A 21,283-nucleotide genomic window follows, 5' to 3' on the forward strand; every position below is an offset into this window, starting at 1 on the left:
AACGAGCGAATCTACATTGCGGTATATAATCAGAGGATTGAGTAATCAAGTAGAAAGTATTGTTTGTTTTTTAAGTTTTGCTTTTTTGGTAACAACCATTTTTACACCGCCGCTAGGGACAATCGTAATACCACGACGGACTGGATGCACTGGACGTTTATCAGTAAGGCTTAGTTCAAAATGGGATAATATTATGGCTGTTACTAATTTTAGTTCATACATGGAAAATGCCGCACCAATGCAACCACGATAACCCCCACCAAAGGGTAAATATTCGTAAGGTGAAAATTTGTGGTTGAGAAATCTTTCTGGCTGAAACTGTTCTGGTTCTGGGTAAGTCTCGCTTCGGCGATGTGCTAAATAAATACAGGGAACTAAAACGGTTTCTGAGGTAAATTGTTGTCCTATAATTTCCACGCTATCCTTTACCATTCGCGGTGTGCAAATTAAAGCAATAGGATGAATTCGCAGTGTTTCTTGACAGACGGCGGTGAGATAAGGTAATTCTGTAATTGCTTCAGGGTTTGTAAGATCAGCTAAGGTGTTTAGTTCTTGCATTAGCCGATGTTTCACCTCTGGGTGAGACTGAATTAAATAAAATATCCAGGCTAATACGCCAGATGTAGTTTCGTAACCCAACAGTAATAATGAAACTAGTTGATCACGTAATTCCTCATCTGTCATCTGTTGTCCATTTATGTCACGCGCTGACATCAGCATACTGAGAATATCTGTACGCGCAGCATCATTTTGCAAACGTCTTTCAGAAATTTCTGCATAGATGAGTTTGTCAATTTGCTCTCGCCTTTTTAAGAAAATTCCCCAAGGACTCCATGCACCTAAATCTTTTTGCAGCAAAGGAAAGAAAAACAAGCTAGAATACCAAGGTTTAGTTACATCTTCTAATAAAGAACTCAATTTTTCTTTTAATTCTTGGTAACGCGCACCATGAGTAATACCAAATACCACTTGTAAAATAATTTCTAAAGTTATATTTGACATTACACTGTGTATACAAATATCTGTACCTGATGTCCAATTTTGTGTAACTTCTTCAGTTATGTGGCAAATTATTTGACCATAAGATTTTAAATTATTCCCATGAAATGCTGGTAGTAATAATTGCCGATGCTGTAGGTGCGATCGCTCTTCTTGAAAGACAATAGAATTTTCTCCAAACAAAGGTTTAAATACATGGGTAGCTTTGTTAAAATCTAACTTTCGTGCAGGTATAGCAAAACAATCACTAATTGCTTGGGGATGGCTAAAAAATACTATTGGTGGCGACTTTAAACCCATTACCTTGACCGTGAAAGTATCACCATACTTAGCAGTATTATTTTCTAAAAATTTTGTGGGTTGAGCAATTAATTGCAGAGTTTGTAGCAATTCTGGTGTGCGTAGATTATTAAATACTCTCATTGTTTATTCGATACCTTTAGAATTTAGTAAACTGCAAATAATTTAATACGCGCAAAGTAAGGCTTTAGCTTCTGGAACTCTTCTTTTTAAGGAAGCAATTAGGGCAACCTTTCAAAAACTTAGGAAAATTTTATCGGAATAATCCTATTAATTGAAACCTATTGGTAAATAAACACCATTAATTTTTACAAGGATAATAATAATATTTTTTCTGAATCTTTAAAAGCATTTATCGAAAAAACTTACTAAATATAGTTTCGGTGGATGTATACGTTAAATTACATCTTTTGCTTATATACGAATGTCTTATGCTGGTGTAAAATGGCAATTTTAAAATCCATTTTTTTACAGATGCATATATTCAAATCCCCCATAGCCCCCATTAAAAAAGGACTATGAGGGATTATGTAAAAGCATTGAAAATCTATCTAAATGTATAGATGATTGATGATTTGCTGAACGCAACCATCAAAGCCCGCAGCATCAAACAGTTGTTGTCTGGAGAATGGGGGACTTAATCTGACGTTGACTCGTGACAACCATGTTAATGGGATGATCTGGCCCTGTCACCAAACCACGGCGTTTAGGTCGTACATCACGATTGTCAACTAGTTCTAATTCAAGGCTGGAAAGGATCTCGGCAAGTGCTAGCTTCATTTCCAACTGGGCAAATGCTAGACCAATACAACGCCTTATACCACCGCCAAAGGGCAAATATTCATAGGGGGAAAATTGCCGTTCTAAAAAGCGTTCTGGCTTAAACTGCTTAGGTTCTGGGTAAATATCTTCCCTGTGGTGGGTTAAATAAATGGAACCAAGTAAGATTGTGCCCGGTTCTAGTTCGTAACCGCCTAGCGATATTGGTGTTCTTACTGCCCTTGGAAAAGTTAGTATACCTACTGGGTAAATCCGCAATGTCTCGGAGCAAACAGCGTTGAGATAAGGTAATTTGAAAACGGTGCTGGGGTCTGGGTTATCGCCCAAGCTATCTAATTCTTGTATTAGCTTTTGGCGCACTGATGGTATTTTGTGAATCCAGTATAATGCCCAGGCTAAGGCTGTCGCTGTGGTTTCGTGGCCAGCGACTAACAAAGTCATCAATTCATCGCGCAACTCTTCATCGGTCATGGGTTGACCTGCTTCATCTCTAGCAGCCATGAGTAAGCTAAGAATATCCGTGCGTGATGAATCTGGTTTTTCTCGACGTTCCCGAATTTCCTCATAGATGAGTTCATCAGTTTCTTGCTGAAGGCGCATCTGCTTTCCCCAGAAGTTAATCGGGCCAAAATCCCTTTGCAAAGCGGGGAAATAAAGCAAAGCTACAATTAACCGAGAACTGGCCTTTTCTAAAAGATCGCCCAAAAATTGCTGTAGTTTTTCGGCGCGAGTCCCTTCATGTAGCCCAAACACAGCTTGCATAATCACCCGCAAGGTAATGGCTTGAGTAGCAGACCGAATATTAAAGGGTTTACCTATTTGGTATTGGCTAATGACTTGCTTGGTAACATCGGTAATCACCTGGCTATAATTCCGCATTCTTTCGCCGTGAAAGGGAGGCATTAACAACTGCCGTTGGCGCTGGTGTTCTGCGCCGCTAATGGTAATTACAGAATGCTTTCCTAGCAAAGGTTCAAACACATCATTTAGATCACCAGGCGCTTCCAATTCTTTGGTATCATTTGTCAAAATTTGCTGTAGCGCTTGGGGATTGCTGACAATCACCAGAGGAGGAGAGTTTCTCTCTAACCTGATAGTAAAAATCTCCCCATACCTTTTGGCGCAATCTTCCATGAATGACATGGGATTAGCAATCCAACGCACCATCTGTAAAATGGCTGGGATTTGTGGCCCATTTGGTAATTTCATAAATTTCTTTTGCTACTTAAATATTTTTTTGCTACTTAAACTAACTAAAATTTTGGTTGCGTAACCATTTAAAGTACTTATTCTAACGTTGCAAAAAAGCAATAAACTGTTAAAACCTCAAAGATGTAAAATTTTTGTTAAATTCAACGAGCATCTACAGTTTCATTTCATCATCAAAAGGTACTCAGCATGACTGCAATCTCCGCAAAGGCATCTTCAGCACTTCCCAATTTTTCTGAAGGAATTCAATATTTTGGTGAAGTTTTACCAGATTTTGAAACTTATGGTGCAACACCTGCTATTGAGTCGGGAAAAATAGCGATCGCATCTCCCACAGAACCGAATGCTGTATATCAAACTTTACTCGCTGCCGATGCCCTCCGCTACCTGACTTTGCAAGTCACTGCTAGTAAAGCTTCTGGGCATCCCGGCGGATTCGCCAGCCAAGCAGAAGCTTACGCATCTCTTGTCATGCTGGGATACAAGAACATTATTACTGAAGTGGGACACCACGCCCCCGGATTTTATAGTGCCATGTTCTTGGATCGATCGCTAGAGGATATGGGAATTTTTACAGTCCAAGAATTGCGCGATCGCTTCCGAGAAAAGCACGGACTTTTAGGACATCTTTCTGGTTTCATCCCTGGTATTCTCGCACCTGCGGGGCCTTTGGGACAAGGGCAACACTTTGCAATGGCGGCTGCACTGCTGCACAAAGATAAGTTGTTCCCCTTTACAGTTGGTGATGGTGGATTGGGTGAACCCTATATTGTAAGTGCGATCGCTCACTTCCATACAGCTTATCCTGCTGTCACCAACTTCTTACCGGTGTTGGTGTGGAACGGTTACAGCCAAGAACATCACAGCATGGTTTCTCTTAAAACCAATGAACAGATGCAAGCATATTGGCAAGGTAACGGTTTTGATGAAGTGGTGTTAGTGGATGCCAAGGATTTTGACGATCAAAACCAGCCAGGGGATTACGTTGATAGTACCGCCTTTTCTTTTGAGAAACGCCTAGCATTTACTCAAGCAGTACTTTCCGGTGTAGATAAAGCAGCGCGATCGGCACTGGGTGGTAAGCTTACCGTCTTCATTATTAAACAACTTAAAGGTGCAGGAGTTCACGCGCGGGGTGCAAAATCTCACAACCTTTATCCTAAAGATACGCTGGATGCGCCGCATATTGTTACTGCATTGCAAACCCGTGCTTTGTCTGCGGAAGCTTGGCAATTAGTTAGAACAAATGCAGAACGCGCCGGTGGTGGCCCAGCAGCAAAAACTGTGGTGACAGAATTTGAATTTCCATTACCAGAATTAGGCGAATTACCTTTAGAAGAATACGCAGTTGGTGGCGAACCCAAAGTTTCCACAACCGCGATGGGACGATTGGTAGGAGTAGTTGGAAATAAAGATCGAAATTTCCTCGTCACCAACGCTGATGGTAACGAAGCATCAGGAATTGCCAATATTAACCAAGCATTAAAGATTATCCACCCCACAACCGACGACTTATATAACCAAGCACCAAATGGACAAGTTTATGAACCATTGAGTGAAGATGCTTGTGCCGGTTTAGCTGCGGGTTTAGCGTTAATGGGTGCGAGAACTTTGTGGTGTTCCTATGAATCTTTTGCCATCAACGGATTACCAATTTGGCAAACTGTAACCCAAGCGATGGCAGAATTGCGCCGTCAAACTCCCTCGACTATTACTTTATTCACAGCAGGCGCATTAGAGCAAGGGCGCAACGGTTGGACTCACCAACGTCCCGAAATTGAAGCTTACTTTGCTTCGTTGATGCGAAATGGAAATGTTTTCCCATTATTTCCGCCTGATGCTAATAGTATTCAAGCCTGTTATGAGTGGGCGTTGAAAACTAAGAATAAAGGAATTGTGATTACTGCAAGTAAATCACCATTGCCAATTCGCACAACTTTAGAACAAACTCGTCAAGGGTTGCGCGATGGTGCAGTGCTATTACATGAAGTTGCTGGTGATAGGCAAGTTGTATTTGCTGTAATTGGCGATTTAACATTAATGCCAGTATTTGAAGCTGCTGCTTTCTTAGAAACTGAAGGTATTGGTGCGAAGATAGTTTCTGTTATCAATCCTCGGCAATTGTACCGTAGCCATGATACTGCGTGGGATACTTGTTCTGAACCTGAAGGCGGTTTCTTGGATGATGCGAAATTTGCCGAATTATTTGATGGCGATGCGCTAATTGCTGTTACTGGTGGTGCTGCGGGGATGCTAGAACCAATTTTGTTACGGAGTACAGCGAAGCGCGACACCTTTGCATGGAAACGTGGCGAAACTACAGCTAGTGCTGGTGAGTTGATGGCGTTTAATGGATTGACTGCTGAAGCGTTGACGAAACGTGCGATTGAGTTAGTCCATTAAATGATGTTGCATAAATGCGGGATGATTTTATTGAATTTTCCTTTGCGTTTCATTCCTAGATTCAGCAACGCCCATTAAATAAAGCTGGAATTGTTTCTACTTTTATCGCATTTATACGTATAGAAACGCTGAAATTGCGTCGGAATGCGTATATTTGCGTTTTTTTATTGGAGAGAACTTAGCAAGCAGGAAAAATGGGAGTAGATTTGCTGAAATTCTTTGACAAAAGCTGCTTTACGAGTCACAAAAGCTGGTTTTGGAGTCGCAAAAGCTAGTTTAGGAGTCACAAAAGCTAGTTTTGGAGTCGCAAAAGCTGCTTTACGAGTCACAAAAGTTGGTTTACGAGTCACAAAAGCTGCTTTACGAGTCAGAAACTTAGTTTACAAGTCGCAAAACTTGATTTTTGTAGCTAGGAGGAAGGGTGATATTTTTATCTGGAAGCGTGGGGAATCTGGAGACTTGAGGAAAAGTGCGATCGCATTAGTGCATTAAGATTTAGGTTATTATTGCCGCAAATATACCCATATATACATAGAGAAAGAGGTATTTTGATGGGTGTATTTGCGGTTTTATTATTCGATATGTTTTATTAAGGTACAAAACTAAAGTGTTTTTTAATCGGCTTATCAACTACAGAAAGTCTGTCTATATCTAAGTATGGTATCAAAAGACATTTTTATGTTCGTAGATGAAACTGGTACTGACAAAGAATCTAATCTTTTAGCAATAGTCTGCGTTACAACACATGATCCTGATTATCTAAGATCCCAATTGGAGAATCTAAAAAAGAATATTCTAAGCGATCCAATCCGCAGTAGAGTACCAAGTGTACAAGATTCTCTATTAAAAAAAGGGTTTCATTATTGTGAAGATGATACTGTTGAAGTAAAAGCTGATGTTATTGATCTAATTAGTCAACTACCATTCCAAGCTTATATTTGTTATCAAGAAAAGGAGAGTGATTTTAATCCCAGTCAGGGATATGGCTGGTACGATAGGCTTTTCGGTCGTGTTATGTTTGAGCGCCTGCGAGCAAATTGGGATGTACCTATCCATATCTGTTTTGAACAGCATGATAATCGGATTAAAAATCGTCGCGATCAATTAGAAGTAATTGTTAATCAGCGAGTTGAAGAAATTCAATTACGGGATAAAGTTAAGTTTGGGGACTATCCCAAGGTAATTAGCGCTGGTAAGGATGAACCTTGCTTAGTATTAGCAGATTATGTGGCAGCTATATTTAGAGATTACGTGGCAAGTGGAGTAAATAAATCTACTTCTTGGCAAGCACGTAACTTTGAAAGAATTCGACCAAAGATTCGATGTATTCACAGATACGGGACAAATGAATTCTTTACACGTAAACATCCATTTCCCTAAAGGGATAAATTCATTTTTATAAATTCGCTATAGTATACCATGCTATGATGTGAATGGTTCTGGAAGCGTAACATTATGTGGGCGCGAGTCGTGTCCGCTTCTGAATACCTCACAGTGTAATCATTCCTTACTCCTCCAGAACCACCCACTATGATTGAATTAAACTTCAAAGCCCTAGAAAATATTGATCATATTGCAAGAGCAGTGAATTGTTTTCCATCGTTCATTAACATAGTACTTGAGCGACCTTCACTGTTTTATACCCTAAAGAAAATTCCTAAAAGGGGAAAACGTCAAAAGGGGCAATACCGGATTATTTACGAAGTGGAGTCAGAACTTAACATTATTCAGAAGAATATTTCTACAGCGGTTACTTCAAAACAGCAATTTCCTGAATATGTTCAAGGTTTTGTAAGCAAACGCTCGATTGCAACAAATGCCTCACTTCACTTATCTCAAAAATATGTCTTAAATCTGGATGTAAAGAACTTCTTCAATAGTATCACTCAAAAACAGGTTTCTGATGTTTTTAAAGAGCTTGGCTGTACAGAAAAAAGTGCAGAAATATTCACTAAATTATGTACTTTTAACGGACATTTAGTGCAGGGTGCTAGTACAAGTCCCGTATTAGCTAACCTGGTATGCAAGGAGCTAGATCAAGATTTTGCCGGACTAGCACAACAATATAATTGCTCATACTCTAGATATGCTGATGATATTACCTTCTCTGGCGATCTAACACCTCGTAAAAAAGATATAGAGAAATGTTTAAACAAGTATAAATTTGAGTTAAATCCAGCAAAATGGAAACATCAACGCAGAGGTCGGTCACAATACGTAACTGGGTTAACAGTTTTTGATAATACAAAACCTCGTATACCAAAGTTCATAAAAAAACAGTTGCGGCAGATTTTGTACTATGCATCTAAGTATGGTTGGGATAACCATCAATATAAAGTTAATAGCCATAACCATAAAAATATGTATTATGACATAAAAAGAATAGATGGACTTATTGCTTTTATGTATTCAGTAGAGCCAGATAGAGCTTTTGAATTCGACCTGCAATGGCAAAAAATTCTTAAAGAAGAAGGTATAGTTGATGAACAGGAACGTGACCCTTATGCTATTTTTGCACGTCATTCTCCTGTGTAAAAAACAAGTTCAAGAAAGGTTATATTGCCAAGGTTCCTGAACTTCCTGCCTATTTCAGTCAAGTTAAAATATTAGATTAAGCAATCTTTAATGAAGACGAATGCACAGATTTCGACTTAACCAATCACCTCACTCAGATTTAAAAGCAGCCTAGAATAGGATCATACCAAAAATTTTCCTCGATCTTAGAAGTTAATTATGCTTATAAAATTTGAAGAAATATATCGAGATATTGATACTTTGCCAGAAGAAGCTCAAACCTTACTACTTGATTTTATTCAGTTACTCAAAAAGCGTTATCCACAACCAGAATCAAAAAATCATAGTCAGGAAAAAAGTCTCTATGAAAAGTTTGATGAAATTGGATTAATTGGTTGTTGTTCTGTGGAAGAAAATTTATCAACCACATATAAAGAAGTTTTATCTAATACATTAGATAAAAAATATGATCATCGTTGATACAGGATTTTGGTTAGCTCTTATTGATAAAAAAGACACTCACCACGAAAGAGCAAAGCAAGCTTTAAAACAGTATAATGAACCTTTAATTACAACATGGTCTGTTGTCACAGAAACTTGTTATCTTTTGCTAACTCGCAAGGGAGTTGACGCTGAAATTATTTTTTTAAATAGTCTGCAACAAGAATTATTTACGATTTTTAATTTAGAACTTTACCATACTGCTCGAATTATTGAATTAATGAAAAAATATGCTGATCTTCCAATGGATTTGGCTGATGCTTCCCTAGTAATTTTAGCAGAGCATTTAGGGCATGGACGCATTTTTTCAGTAGATCAACGTGACTTTAATACCTATCGTTGGAAGCAAAATTATCCTTTTGAAAATCTCCTATTTTGAAGTAATTATAAATTTATCAGCCGCGATCGCGCACTTTCTCTTCTACCAATGAGATGAAGTAACAAACTTAGGATTTGAGCGTTATATTTATTCTAGACCTCAACTATCCAAGATTAATTTATTATGAAATTTCAAGTAATTTTTACTTTTGATTCAGAATATAAAGGCTATGTTGCTGAGGTTCCTGAACTTCCAGGTTGCGTGAGTCAAGGCAAAACACTAGATGAGGCAATTGAAAATATTAAAGATGCCATTACGGGATATCTCCACGTTCAAGCTAAACATGGCAAACCTTATATTGTTAAGGAATCGCAAGTGTTTATTGGAGAAGTTGTGGTATAAATGGGACGTTTATCAAGTATCTCCGGTAAGGAAGCTGTCAAGATTTTTGAAAAGTTTGGTTATGTATTAGATCACCAAACGGGAAGCCACATGATACTTTGGTGCTTATAATTCTCAACGAGTAGTAGAAAATTTAACTCGTGCAGAAAACTTCATTCAAAACTTACCCGTCATACCTTTAACTGATCCTGCTTTGAGAAAGTATGGTGAATTAAAAGCAGAACTCCGTAGAATAGGGCAAACAATTGCTGAATTTGATTTACTAATTGCTAGTGTTGCAGTTGCAAAAAATTATATTTTAGTAACAAATAATACTCGCCATTACGAACGTATCAATGGATTAAAATTGGAAAACTGGATTATGCCTTAGAAAATCAACATTAGTTAGTCCCGATTATTTGGCTGTATGCCATTATAAATTAGATTATCAGCCGCGATCGCGCAATTTCTCTTCTACCAATGGGACGTACTTGTATGCTGTAAAGTGAAACAATTGCCACAGTTTCCCCATCTAATGTGACAAATTCAACCTCATATCCTTTGCCACCCTGATGCACTAAAACAACTGTACCTATATCACCCTCTTCTAAACTATATTCTGGTATATCACTAGTCAGAATAACCCTATCAAGTTCTTGAATCATTCTTCTCTCCGTTTTAGTGGGTATGAAGTAATAAACTTAGGAATAGTTTCCCCTGTTTCAATAAACCAAGCAGAACGAATCCAAGGGTTTCTGCCATCCGGTGAAAGCAGTGTACCTTCTACAGCATATCGAGTTCCGAATGGTGAATCTTCAATCTTTGTAACATCGTTATCAGCAACATGATTTAGTAATGCCTTAGCAAAAGTTTCCCAATCCTCTATTGAAAAACCAAACGCAGTGAAAAACTTTTCCTTGCTGCGTCCATCAGGGTGAGTTGGCGACAACAAATACTCAGTGATTTTTCGCTGTGGCACAACTGCCAGTTCATAATTCGGCAGTTTCAATCCGCCTCTCCTACCTTCTTATCTTTAGTTTATCGCCTGTCACGCAATTTCTCTCTTACCAGAAACCATATTTTTAACCCTGTTAAGATATTGCAATTAAATGATATTGATTAACTACTTTTGAAGTCCATATCACTAACTAGGACATTCTGACATATCTAATATACATTGATGTTTATTCGTGATCAAGATTTAGCTAATAATAGTTAGGAAAAGCATATAATTTGAGATAAATTGTCATTCTATGCTAAATCAACGCTTTTATCACATAGGCTTTGGACTAGACGATTTAGGTTCATCGCCTCCCACCATTGCCCTATTATCTGGCGATCCAGAGCGATCGCGTTTAATTGCCCAAATGTATTTACAAGATGTGCGCTTGTTGTCGGAGAATCGCGGACTCAATAGCTATGTAGGATACTTATCTAATGGTCGCACCATCTTATCAGCTACTAGTGGTATGGGTGCGCCTTCATTAAGTATCATTGTCAACGAGCTAATACAAGTAGGAATCCGGCAAATTATTCGTATTGGAACTTGCGGATCGATTCAACCTTATATACCAGTCGGTAGCGTTGTTATTAGCAGTGCAGCATTGTGTCGCCAAGGTGCAGCAAATGATATTGCGCCTGTGGAATATCCAGCCGTAGCCGATCCTTTTCTGACAGTCGCTTTAGTTAAAGCCGCACGAGAATTAAAGGTTGAACATTACATAGGAATTACGGCATCAGTTGATACTTTTTACGAAGGACAAGAACGCACTGATTCAGCGAATCCAAATTTAATGCGATCGCTGCATGGTATTACAGAAGAATATCGGCGATTAAATATCTTGAATTATGAGATGGAATGTGGCACATTATTTAAAATGGCAGGAGTGTATAATTTTGCTGCTGCTGCTGTTTGTGGTGTAGTAGCTGGGCGTACTGTTAGTGAAAATATCATCTTAGAACAAAAAGATATTGCTATTAGAAATGCGATCGCAACTGCTGTACATGCAGCAGAAACCCTTGAATAAGCACACATGTATCTTATTTAACTTCTTAGTCTGCTAGATTTTATATGCTCTAAGTAGTTTTATCATGTCTTTACTTAATCTTTAATTTATCAATCAGTAATTATAGATAAAATGTATTGAGTTAAATGCAATTTAATCTTCTGGAGACACTTAAATAAACAGTAAATTAAAAAAATTAATAAATAACTTAAAATCACAAAAAGTCTGTGATTAACATAGACTATAATTGTAGCAAAAACAATATCAATAATTTTGGATTTTGTTTTAATCAAGGTTTAGTAAAATTAGCTTTTTATCTTAAAAAAATGGATTTGCAATATCAATTATTGCAGCGACTATGATAAGTTAAGCTATTAAAAAAACTCAGTGAAATTGGAGAAAATATAACATGAAGAATGCTTGGAGGCGTTGGATTAAAACCGTTAATCTAGCTGCAATCGGACTAATGCCGACGCTGATATTTTTAGCATTCTCTCATCAGGCAACAGCTGACGATCCAGGAGCATGTTACATGATAACCTCCTCTGGCAAAACCGTTGGATTGGGAAGGCTTTGTGGCAATATACCCGTACCTTCAGACAACAAAGTTTTTCGAGTCCCAATCAAACGCCGCTTTGGTGGAACTCCTGTGATTGATGTCACCTTCAATGACAAAAAAACCTTTGAAATGATTGTAGATACAGGTTCTAGTGAAACTATTATCACTCAAGGGATGGCGAATACACTTGAACTCCAGCCTACAGGGACAATGCAAGCCCAAATTGCTGATGGTAGCCAAGTAGAATTTCCAACCAGTAAGCTAAAATCTATTGCAGTAGGTGGAGTTACAACCAATAATCTTCGGGTAGCGATCGCACCAAAAGCAAGTATCGGCTTACTGGGTCACGATTTCTTTGGCAGCTATGATATCAAGATTCTGGAAAAAGAGGTCGAATTTCATCACCGCTAATGTCCGCAGCTAAAAACGTAGTATCCTACATTTTGGTATCTATAAAAGGACGGGGTTTCTACCCAAATTTTCGATGACTAAGCTGATTGAATACGAAGAAGCTAGCGACGAAGTACGTGCAGTATATGACGACATCCGCGCTACACGCCAGAATGACTATATCAATAACTTTTGGAAAGCTATAGCCAATCATCCCCCTACCTTGCAACGAACTTGGCAAGCAGTGAAAGAAGTGATGACTGGTCCCGGTGAGATTGATCCACTGATGCGCGAACTAATTTACATCGCCGTGAGTGCGACGAATGGCTGTGAGTATTGCATCGCCTCGCACACAGCAGGGGCGCGGGTCAAGGGTATGAATGATACCATGTTCGGGGAACTAATGGCGATCGCAGCCACTGCCAACATGACTAATCGCCTCGCCAACGGCTATCAAATTCCGGTGGACGAGAGATTTAAGACGTAGGAGTGTAGGCTTGTCCATCCCTGCTTAAGAGAATTATTTACTATGCCCAAAGTTCAGATTAACGGGATTGATTTGTTCTACGACATTAAGGGAAAGGGTGAGCCTTTGCTATTAATAGCTGGCTTTCTTTGCGATCATGCCTATTGGTCGTTGATTATGCCATCGCTGGTTTCGCAGTATCAAGTCATTCGCTTAGACAACCGAGGTATGGGGCGAAGTTCTGCTCCGGAAAACCCCTATAGTCTGAAGCAGATGGCTAATGACGTTGCAGGATTGCTCGATCATATTGCGATCGATAAAGTGCATTTAGTAGGTCATTCGATGGGTGGTCAGATAGCCCAAGAGTTAGTGTTAGCACATCCTGAAAAGGTAGAAAGTCTGATACTACTTTCGTCCTTGGCAAAGGGTGATGGATTATTTAACAGCATTATCGAGACTTGGGGCGACCTCTGCAAAAATGTAGACTTGAAACTTTATGAAAAAGTCGTATTACCTTGGATATTTACAGATACGTTCTACTCGATTCCTGGGATGATTGAAGGACTAATTGAATTTGCAATCAGATATCCTTTTCCACCTGCGGCTCATTCACTCTATCATCACAGCCGAGCCATGCTTGACTTTGACACAACAAATCGCCTACAACAAATTCATTGTCCTACTCTAGTTCTAGTTGGTAAACAAGACATTCTCACCCCACTAAAGTTTTCCCAGCAACTTGCTCAAGGCATTCCCAACGCTGAACTTTTAGTCCTCAACGGTGGGGGTCATGGCTTCTTAATTGAGTCTCCGGATGCTGTGGTTTCAGCTATGCTTAACTTCCTGCGGAAGTTGAAGCCAGCTTATACCAATTAATAAAACTGGTTCTAGCGTTCCCTTTATGGCTTGTCGTTACCCACATTTTTGTAACAGTCATATCGCGCTTACCAGATATCCCGCCTCGGAATAAATTCCAAGATTTAAAAAGTGTTGGTAATGACAAAGTATTAAAGGCAGAGTTTCATTTTTGAAATACTCAGCGACTTTCTAATTTAGAAACTCGCGTCTCTAATTTGTTAACTTGTTGCTTCAATTCAACCACCAAAGTTGCAAGCCGATCAAACATCGGATCTTGTTGTGATAAGTTCCTTCTGGAACCAGTTGACTGTCGTGGGGTAAGTGTTGTTCTTGGAGATGGAGACTGGCGGCTTCGACCAAGTTGAGACTCTAACTGATTTAATCGTGACTCGACACGGTTTAAGTCCGCTTCCAGGTTGTAGATGCGAGACTCTGCTTGCTGGGATGAAGCAATGTTTCCAAATAACCCACCCCAGAGAATTGTTGCTAAAATCCCGGCAAATATTAGCACTTGGATTTTTTTCATAACAGTCTATTTAGACAGGATGTGTTGAGATGGCTACAGAGTATAAGTCTGTAGTCACTTCACTTATTTATCCTTTACTAAATCAGAAAATAACTTCTGCCAATCGATAGAGTTAACAGTATTATCTCCCTGTTTTACTTCAAACGTAACATTAGAAGCTTTTTCTAGTTTTAAGGCTTGCACACAAAGTTCTGCCACATCCTCACGGGTGATTTTGCCCTTAATATTATCGCCTTGCTCAAATATTAATTCCTTACCTCCTGCTTCTTCAGTTAAAGCACAAGGTCTAACAATCGTATAAGGAATTCCGCTTTCTCTTAAACTATCTTCTCCCTTCAACTTCCAAGTTAAAATTCCTCCCAATTGGTCATTTAATTTCACTGCTGGCGGTTCTTCATCTAAATTAATGCCAGGGCGACCGGGACGAGTCACACCTGCTGAACTGACGAGGATAAATTGTGGTAAAGTAGCACCGCCGTAAGCTTTTATTGATTCCAACTGCAAAGCAAAACCACCGGGAGAAAATTTAGGATTCAAAGCGCCATCATATTCAAATTTGCTCAACATCAGTTGGAATGAACAAACTCTATCCTGGTCAATTGGCGGTGCATCTTTGACAACTTTTGCCCGAAAGACGGGAATCAAATCTGCAAAGGGAATGTGAACATCTATCCAGGTATCAGCTACGGTATCGAAAGAATAGCTATAGCCAATACCATCCCATTTTGAATCTGTCCGCAGGAAGATTTTATAACGCTGACCGTCACCTTTGACACGCAGTTTTACACCTTCGCAATCAGATAAATTGAAGGGTGGATCAAAATTCTTGGTTCTAATAGAAGCAAATCCACCAGAGTTAGCCGTGGAGACATTACCAGCAAATAAAGCTGTATTTTCTGCTAATTGGATATTACTGGCACTCACGCCACCCATAACGACATCATCCAGCGCCCCCCAGTAATCTTTTAATTCTGCTGATGGCTTGGTGAAATCAAATATCGGTTTTTCGTTTGCTTGGGGTAGATATTTTGCAGCTGCTTGGACTAAATTTTTAACACCTTGATATTCTACATTTTCTGGGGTGTCGCCAACAATTTCTGGCTGGTAAAATTTAACCCCTTGATAATATTTGGCTCTATCTGCTGTGTCTCCCTCAACTGGTTGCACACGCACTGCTGTGCAACAAACTACAGCTTGGATATCAGCCATAACTAAAGAAGTTAAAGTTTCTGGTTGGGTGATATCCGCAACTACTAAGTCTATATCATTACCAAGAATTGACCGGGCTTTGTCAATGTCTCGAACTAGGGCGCGAACTTTATAACCTTGTTGGAGCGATCGCTGCACAACTCGTTTACCTACACCACCTGTTGCACCTGCTACTAATATTACACCCACATTTCTTCCTCCATTGGGTCTATTTTGATTATCCTTAGGACGACCTTGGATTAACTGCTGTACCCAGTTAAGGAAAGGAATTACCTCAAAGTAAGTCAGGGTTTCAATAAACCTGCCTAAATCCCATTGAGAACGATTTTTGTCAGTCATATTTGCGTCCTCATAACTTTCTTCAGTTTAGCCCAATGTTTGTTTCTCCAAATCCTCCGGTACTCAGAGCTTGGATAATGCTGAATTGCTTTAATTAGGGGAAAGGTACAGGAGATAACTATAACCTGTAACCTATTCCCTTAAGCCAAATCTTTGGCATTCCATGCGACGCCAAATAGCCCGTCGTAGACATCGCTCAATCACGTTAGGATACTTAATGAGGTGTTCCTAATCAAACGGTAATTTACTTATGAACCAACTCGAAGACATTCAAGCTGAGTACGAAAAGTTTCCAGAAGAATTGGAGAGTGTAATTATTAGCACCGTGAGCGCACAAGCAATACCCAATGCTAGTTATGCTCCCTTTGTAATAGATGATTCCAAAAACATCTACATTTACGTCAGTGGTCTTTCAACTCATACCAAAAATCTCTATGACAATCCTCATGTTAGTGTCTTGTTTATCGAGGATGAAGCCAAGAGTAATCTAATTTTTGCCCGTCGTCGTTTAAATTTTGATTGTACGGCAAATTTGATAGAGCGTGAAACTGATAAGTGGAATCAAATTGTTGAGCAATTTCAAGGGCGGTTTGGTCAAATTATCGAGGTTTTGCGCGGCTTGTCTGACTTTCGGATTTTCCAGCTAACACCGAGTGAAGGTCGTTTTGTAGTTGGTTTTGGGGCAGCCTATCACATCAGTGGTGATAACCTAAATCAACTTGTTCAGATCACAGGAGATAGTAATCAAAAGCAAGGATGAATTGTATGCCAATTAAATATGAAATAGCTTAAAAGACAAAAAGTTTACTTACTCCGATATTTATCGGTAAGCTTGACTTTATACCTCGTAATTTTGCCTTCGGGTAAAGTGCCATTAAACTATACTTTTTAATTTTATGCTTCAGTTTCAACCTCCTGGCTTTGGACATAAACTTATCCATACATCCTTGGGGGCAATGGTTTACTATACCCAAACGAATGCACCTTGGGCCTTCGCTGATACTGAAGATTTACCTCCACTACTGTTTCTCCATAACTTTGGTGGTGGGGCGTCTGCGTATGAATGGTCTAAAGTTTACCCGGCTTTTGCCTCTAATTACCACATTTTAGCTCCCGATTTAATCGGCTGGGGAGAATCAGCTCATCCAGTCCGGGATTATAAAATTAGGGATTATCTCAGCACGATCGCAGAGTTTATCATTGAAACTTGTCGTCAACCAGTGACAGTGGTAGCCTCATCTCTAACAGCCGCTTTTGCTATTCGCCTAGCTATTGTTCAACCCAATTTATTCAAAGCGCTGTTTTTGGTTTCCCCCTCTGGATTTGATGATTTTGGGCAGGGTGCTGGACGCAGACTTCCGCTTTCAGTGATCAATGCGCCTCTGTTGGACAATTTTATTTATATGCTTGGTGCTGAAAATGAAATTGCAGTCCGAAATTTTTTACAAAGTTTTCTGTTTGCCAAATCACAACGAGTATCTCAAGAAATGGTGGAGGCTTATTTAACCTCTGCACAACAGCCTAATGCCAAGTTTGCCGCTTTGTCATTTTTGCGCGGCGATCTTTACTTTGATCTGAGTTTATATATTAAACAACTGACAATTCCCACGGTCATTTTTTGGGGAGAAAAGGCACAATTTACCAGCGTAAAATTAGGACGACGCTTGGCAAATTTAAATCCAAGTGCAATTCAAGATTTTTATGCGATCGCAGATGCAGGAGTATTACCTCATTTGGAAACACCAGAAGTTTTCATTGGGCTATTACAAAAGTATCTTGGGGAGTTAGGAGTTAGGAGTTAGGAGTTAGGAGTTAGGAGTTAGGAGTTAGGAGTTAGGAGTTAGGAGTTAGGAGTTAGGAGTTAGGAGTTAGGAGTTAGGAGTTAGGAGTTAGGAGTTAGGAGTTTTACTTCCTATTTAGAAATTAACTGTGCATTTAATGCTTTAGCGATGCGATCGCCAGAAGCTTCTAAGTGGGCTAGGGTGTAAATATCAAGGCTTTCACTAAGTTGTTTGAGTCTGACATCAATGGCTTTTTGCAGTTGGCGCAATTTATACCAAGCCAGTGTCCGACCATCTTCAGGTGTATCATTAGTACCCAACATCATCTCTAGTAAAATATTCAGATATTCCCGTTGCAATGAACGGCGGATGCTAGAAATTGGCTTTGGTTCTCCTGGGGTTAAAACTTCTGTCCAAATACCTGTTTGCAGGGTGTCGAACAGTTCCGGGATGGAAAGTGCTTCTCCAGGCTGGGTTTTTAATTCTATGTCTTGTAAACGATTCAGGCGATCGCTGTCTAATAGCGATCGCAGCACCGCACTTTGAAAACCCAGAATGCGATCGTGAATTGGATAATCAAGGCGGTTGTTAGGTACAGAACTACCCCAGTGTTCCCAGCGCGATGGTGCTAGTTGATTCAACAATTGTGGTGAAAAATTGAAAGCATTCTCAGCAAACACATATTGTTGTAACTTTGTCAACGCTTGACGTTGTTTTAAAAGTGAAACTGGTACAAATGTCCAAGAAGTATCATCACTAGCATGGAGACGCCGAAACGATTGTCCACCAATGTATTTAGAAAGTAAGGTGGCGTTGCGAAAATAATATTTAAGAACTCTATTGAATGAGACGCGCAGGTTACTATAACTTTCGCCTTTCGATAGATAACCCTTGTCAAGGCGCTGCCACATAAAACGGGCATTATCCATTTGCCACTGCGAATAAAGTAGCACATCACTACTCATGTCCCAGACATTTGCCAAAGGATTAATGTCCCAGATATCTTCATCAGTTGCATAAGATAATTCTGGTTGAGGCGACACCAGTGCAATCTGCTCCAAAAAAGTTTTTTCTAATTCTGGAATGATTCCCTCAAGTGTTACTGATGGGCTTCTTTTATAACCATACTCAATTGCCCATTCGTCGTAGGGGCCAACAACTCCTGGGAAATAGTCACCTTGTTGTATTCCTTGTGGTGCAATATTCACGGGTAGATAGTCCATCACCGAACCCACTAAACCTTTAGTGCGAGTGATTTCTGTATTATTTAATTCTTCGGGCGTTAACATGGTGCTACCGTGAAAGTTGTGGCGCAAACCGAGAGTATGCCCGACTTCGTGAGCAATGAGAGAACGCAAATATTGATGCACATACTTTTTCATGGTTTCACTACTGGGTGTAGTGTTTGGCAAAATTGACAATGCCAACGCCCCCATTGCGGCTTGATCTGAAGACTCCATGCTATAGCAGAAATCATTGTCTACTAAATGTTGTTCAGGAAAAGCTTTAAAACCTTTCGAGAACATTGCAGATAAATTACCTGGGCATGAGTTTTTGCCCAGTTGAGAAAAATGTCCATCCGTAAAAGACGAATTTGCTTCCATCAGTGCGTGATATTCTTGCTGAATTGAACGCACCATATTGGCATCCACAATAATATCTGCATCCAATATTTCCCCGGTAAGTGGGTTAACGCGCACTGGGCCTTTGGCAAAACCTGCATCTAAAGAATTGAACCAGCGAATAGTATTGTAATGTACATCTCCCGGTTGCCAATCAGCATCATCTGGCATTTGCTGCACTTCAATAGCATTTTGAAATCCAGCTTTTTCAAACGCTTTGTTCCACATCAAAACACCTTCACGAATCGCATCGCGGTACTCTAGTGGCACAGCATTTTCAATCCAAAACACAATTGGCTTTTTGGGTGGAGATAAGGGGGCGTTAGGATCTGATGGTTCTAGATGCCAACGATTGATGTAACGGACAAATGATTCGTGAGCATTATTATTAGATAAATCTTGGAAAGCAGTAATAAAATATCCTACTCTGTCATCTGCAAGTCTAGGAATATAGCCCGTGTTTTCTCTAAGCTGAGAAAAACTGTAGTGTACCTTCAGGGTGAGTGCCCTGCTATCGGGTACTGTGACTAAATTTGCTCCTTCTAGTGATGAAAAACTGTAAATAGAATCAATTTCTACATTTTCTGCGAAGCTGTTAACATCACCTAAATAAGACTTTCTTGTATCTAAGTGATAATCAGCATGAAAAGAGGATTTTAATAAGGTAGTTAAGCCGGCAAAATCCTGCATTAGCAGTTCATCTAGGCTGATTAGAATATTTTTACTGCCTGGTTTAATAGTGTATATTTCGAGTGAATAAAGAACTGAGTCGCTAAATGAGCGAGCAAGCGATCGCTGTTCTGGTCTACTTTCCGCGCGGAATTTAACATTACGAACAACAAAGTGCAATCTATTCTTTACTCGTTGGAAGTAGAAGAGGAAATCAGATAGAGGTAATCCACTATAAATTCCCTTTTCCCCGATGCCAGATTCCAATGTAACTATAGCTAGATAGTCTTTATTTAGCTGCTCTGGTTTAATTTCTAAGTAAATTTTGCCCGAATCCGCACTGCAATAAAGTGTGAAGAGTCCCTCTAGTTTATCTATTCTTTTGACAATCTCATTAAATGGGCAAAAATCTTCTTTTCTACTTTTAGTAAGATTATTGTCAGCACTTGCTAAGTTTTCAACCGTCGGGAGTGCATTTAATTGTTGCACATCAATATATGAAAGTTGGTTTGCTCCTGCGTAATCACTTGATAGGAGCAAGTTATACAGTAATACTATACAGATTGCGAATTTCCTTATCCAGTATTTCATCCTTTGGCTTTCCACTTGAACCAGTTCTCGTATTGAGGAAAAAATGTGGATTAATTTGCCGTCTGCAAGCCCTTCAATATCTAAGGATTACGGTATAAATCCACTCATTTAGACAAAATGTCTCTAGTTTAAAAGTCGTCTTACTCTTGATTGTTATTAGTAGCTATTTATTTTTATGCATCAAGTATCTGTGTCTTAAAACAGATAATTTATATAACCAAAGATACATGTTTTATTAACTTATATCTGAATTAAAGACCAAATGTAGCATTAAAAATGTATATAGTGCTACATTTGTCAGCCGAAGTAATCTCAAGCATCATTTATAAACAGAAAGAGAGACTACTAAAAAAGCTGTTATTGAGTATTAAAAAGCTTTTTTAGGATGAATTGTGGAAATTTATGCTAATCGGCTTAATTGCTTCAAATCAATTACGGGATAATATCCTGCTACTGGTTGCAGTTTGGAGGCAACTGTTGGAGAAACTTTAGCACCGAATAAATCAGACTTCAGAATGGCAATACCACCCAATTTTTCTGAGTTTTTGTAAGTGATAATCGCTTGGACTTGTTATGCTTTTTGAACATAATGATTTTCTTTAGTATATTAAAAGAAGGGGAGCATCCCAATGCAAGTAAATTTACCAAAATCGTTACAAGTCAATTGCGAATGAAGCGTATCGCTTCGCTTAATGAGCTAGCTTTTTTAAAAGTTGCAAAATGAAGCGATCGCAACATCTGTACTTTGCGATTGCTTTGTTTAACTGCGTTCTGATCGCGATGACCAATTAGCGTCAAACAAATCACCTCTTCCCAAAGATTTAAAATATATTTCTTTTTTACAACTAAAATATGCCTTTT

21 protein-coding genes and 1 pseudogene are annotated in these 21,283 nt (G+C 39.2%); 15 read left to right on the plus strand and 7 right to left on the minus strand.

The window, feature by feature from the left end; translation table 11 throughout:
• Positions 1–45 precede the first annotated feature (45 nt).
• Both LC608_RS04180 and LC608_RS04185 read right to left on the minus strand, forming a co-directional pair.
• On the minus strand, positions 46–1,422 hold the full coding sequence (locus tag LC608_RS04180) for a cytochrome P450 (protein WP_229552323.1): 1,377 nt from the start codon (positions 1,420–1,422) through the stop codon (positions 46–48).
• Between the two features lie 483 nt (positions 1,423–1,905).
• A complete protein-coding gene (locus LC608_RS04185; RefSeq protein ID WP_229552324.1) occupies positions 1,906–3,288 on the minus strand; it encodes a cytochrome P450 in 1,383 nt (460 codons plus the stop codon).
• A gap of 189 nt (positions 3,289–3,477) precedes the next feature.
• On the opposite strand from LC608_RS04185, the gene LC608_RS04190 reads away from it, so the two are divergent.
• From LC608_RS04190 to LC608_RS04230, 9 genes and pseudogenes are all read left to right on the plus strand, one after another.
• A complete protein-coding gene (locus tag LC608_RS04190; RefSeq protein ID WP_229552325.1) occupies positions 3,478–5,691 on the plus strand; it encodes a phosphoketolase in 2,214 nt (737 codons plus the stop codon).
• 219 nt (positions 5,692–5,910) lie between these two features.
• Positions 5,911–6,183, plus strand: a complete 273-nt coding sequence (locus LC608_RS04195) for a hypothetical protein (RefSeq protein ID WP_229552326.1) — start codon at positions 5,911–5,913, stop codon at positions 6,181–6,183.
• A 186-nt stretch (positions 6,184–6,369) separates the two neighbouring features.
• Positions 6,370–7,071, plus strand: coding sequence for a hypothetical protein (locus LC608_RS04200; protein WP_229552327.1), 702 nt, complete (start codon positions 6,370–6,372; stop codon positions 7,069–7,071).
• A 150-nt stretch (positions 7,072–7,221) separates the two neighbouring features.
• Positions 7,222–8,226: a reverse transcriptase family protein gene (locus LC608_RS04205; RefSeq protein WP_229552328.1), complete on the plus strand. Its 1,005-nt coding sequence runs from the start codon at positions 7,222–7,224 to the stop codon at positions 8,224–8,226.
• Between the two features lie 198 nt (positions 8,227–8,424).
• Complete coding sequence (locus LC608_RS04210) at positions 8,425–8,685, plus strand: DUF2281 domain-containing protein (protein ID WP_229552329.1); 261 nt, start codon at positions 8,425–8,427, stop codon at positions 8,683–8,685.
• Positions 8,672–9,085, plus strand: coding sequence for a type II toxin-antitoxin system VapC family toxin (locus LC608_RS04215; protein WP_229552330.1), 414 nt, complete (start codon positions 8,672–8,674; stop codon positions 9,083–9,085). Before LC608_RS04210 ends, LC608_RS04215 begins: the two co-directional genes overlap by 14 nt.
• Before the next feature lie 123 nt (positions 9,086–9,208).
• Complete coding sequence (locus LC608_RS04220) at positions 9,209–9,427, plus strand: type II toxin-antitoxin system HicB family antitoxin (RefSeq protein WP_229552331.1); 219 nt, start codon at positions 9,209–9,211, stop codon at positions 9,425–9,427.
• The gene (locus LC608_RS04225; protein WP_229552332.1) at positions 9,428–9,538 is read left to right on the plus strand and encodes a type II toxin-antitoxin system HicA family toxin; all 111 of its coding nucleotides are present in this window, start codon (positions 9,428–9,430) and stop codon (positions 9,536–9,538) included.
• 31 nt (positions 9,539–9,569) lie between these two features.
• A pseudogene (locus tag LC608_RS04230) lies at positions 9,570–9,797 on the plus strand (PIN domain-containing protein); the annotation flags it as partial.
• 49 nt (positions 9,798–9,846) lie between these two features.
• Here LC608_RS04230 and LC608_RS04235 read toward each other — a convergent pair.
• Both LC608_RS04235 and LC608_RS04240 read right to left on the minus strand, forming a co-directional pair.
• Positions 9,847–10,071, minus strand: a complete 225-nt coding sequence (locus LC608_RS04235; protein WP_190961074.1) for a DUF4926 domain-containing protein — start codon at positions 10,069–10,071, stop codon at positions 9,847–9,849.
• A complete protein-coding gene (locus LC608_RS04240; protein WP_229552333.1) occupies positions 10,068–10,415 on the minus strand; it encodes a DUF6883 domain-containing protein in 348 nt (115 codons plus the stop codon). Before LC608_RS04240 ends, LC608_RS04235 begins: the two co-directional genes overlap by 4 nt.
• A gap of 244 nt (positions 10,416–10,659) precedes the next feature.
• Between LC608_RS04240 and LC608_RS04245 the strand changes: the two genes are divergently transcribed.
• The 4 genes from LC608_RS04245 to LC608_RS04260 all read left to right on the plus strand — a co-directional run bounded on the left by LC608_RS04245 (position 10,660) and on the right by LC608_RS04260 (position 13,703).
• Positions 10,660–11,433: a nucleoside phosphorylase gene (locus LC608_RS04245; RefSeq protein ID WP_229552334.1), complete on the plus strand. Its 774-nt coding sequence runs from the start codon at positions 10,660–10,662 to the stop codon at positions 11,431–11,433.
• A 388-nt stretch (positions 11,434–11,821) separates the two neighbouring features.
• Positions 11,822–12,382: a TIGR02281 family clan AA aspartic protease gene (locus LC608_RS04250; RefSeq protein ID WP_229552335.1), complete on the plus strand. Its 561-nt coding sequence runs from the start codon at positions 11,822–11,824 to the stop codon at positions 12,380–12,382.
• Between the two features lie 73 nt (positions 12,383–12,455).
• Positions 12,456–12,848: a carboxymuconolactone decarboxylase family protein gene (locus LC608_RS04255; RefSeq protein ID WP_229552336.1), complete on the plus strand. Its 393-nt coding sequence runs from the start codon at positions 12,456–12,458 to the stop codon at positions 12,846–12,848.
• A 42-nt stretch (positions 12,849–12,890) separates the two neighbouring features.
• Complete coding sequence (locus LC608_RS04260) at positions 12,891–13,703, plus strand: alpha/beta fold hydrolase (protein ID WP_229552337.1); 813 nt, start codon at positions 12,891–12,893, stop codon at positions 13,701–13,703.
• A 160-nt stretch (positions 13,704–13,863) separates the two neighbouring features.
• Here LC608_RS04260 and LC608_RS04265 read toward each other — a convergent pair whose 3' ends face one another.
• Complete coding sequence (locus tag LC608_RS04265; protein ID WP_229552338.1) at positions 13,864–14,211, minus strand: hypothetical protein; 348 nt, start codon at positions 14,209–14,211, stop codon at positions 13,864–13,866.
• A 63-nt stretch (positions 14,212–14,274) separates the two neighbouring features.
• Complete coding sequence (locus tag LC608_RS04270) at positions 14,275–15,759, minus strand: CIA30 family protein (RefSeq protein ID WP_229552339.1); 1,485 nt, start codon at positions 15,757–15,759, stop codon at positions 14,275–14,277.
• A gap of 250 nt (positions 15,760–16,009) precedes the next feature.
• Between LC608_RS04270 and LC608_RS04275 the strand changes: the two genes are divergently transcribed.
• Together LC608_RS04275 and LC608_RS04280 are read left to right on the plus strand one after the other, a co-directional pair.
• Positions 16,010–16,519, plus strand: a complete 510-nt coding sequence (locus LC608_RS04275) for a HugZ family protein (RefSeq protein WP_229552340.1) — start codon at positions 16,010–16,012, stop codon at positions 16,517–16,519.
• A 136-nt stretch (positions 16,520–16,655) separates the two neighbouring features.
• Complete coding sequence (locus LC608_RS04280; protein WP_229552341.1) at positions 16,656–17,561, plus strand: alpha/beta fold hydrolase; 906 nt, start codon at positions 16,656–16,658, stop codon at positions 17,559–17,561.
• A gap of 110 nt (positions 17,562–17,671) precedes the next feature.
• Here the strand turns inward: LC608_RS04280 and LC608_RS04285 are convergent, their stop codons facing one another.
• Complete coding sequence (locus LC608_RS04285; RefSeq protein ID WP_229552342.1) at positions 17,672–20,422, minus strand: zinc-dependent metalloprotease; 2,751 nt, start codon at positions 20,420–20,422, stop codon at positions 17,672–17,674.
• Between the last annotated feature and the right edge of the window lie 861 nt (positions 20,423–21,283).

Source organism: Nostoc sp. XA010, from assembly GCF_020829625.1.
In the GTDB taxonomy this organism is placed as follows: domain Bacteria; phylum Cyanobacteriota; class Cyanobacteriia; order Cyanobacteriales; family Nostocaceae; genus Nostoc.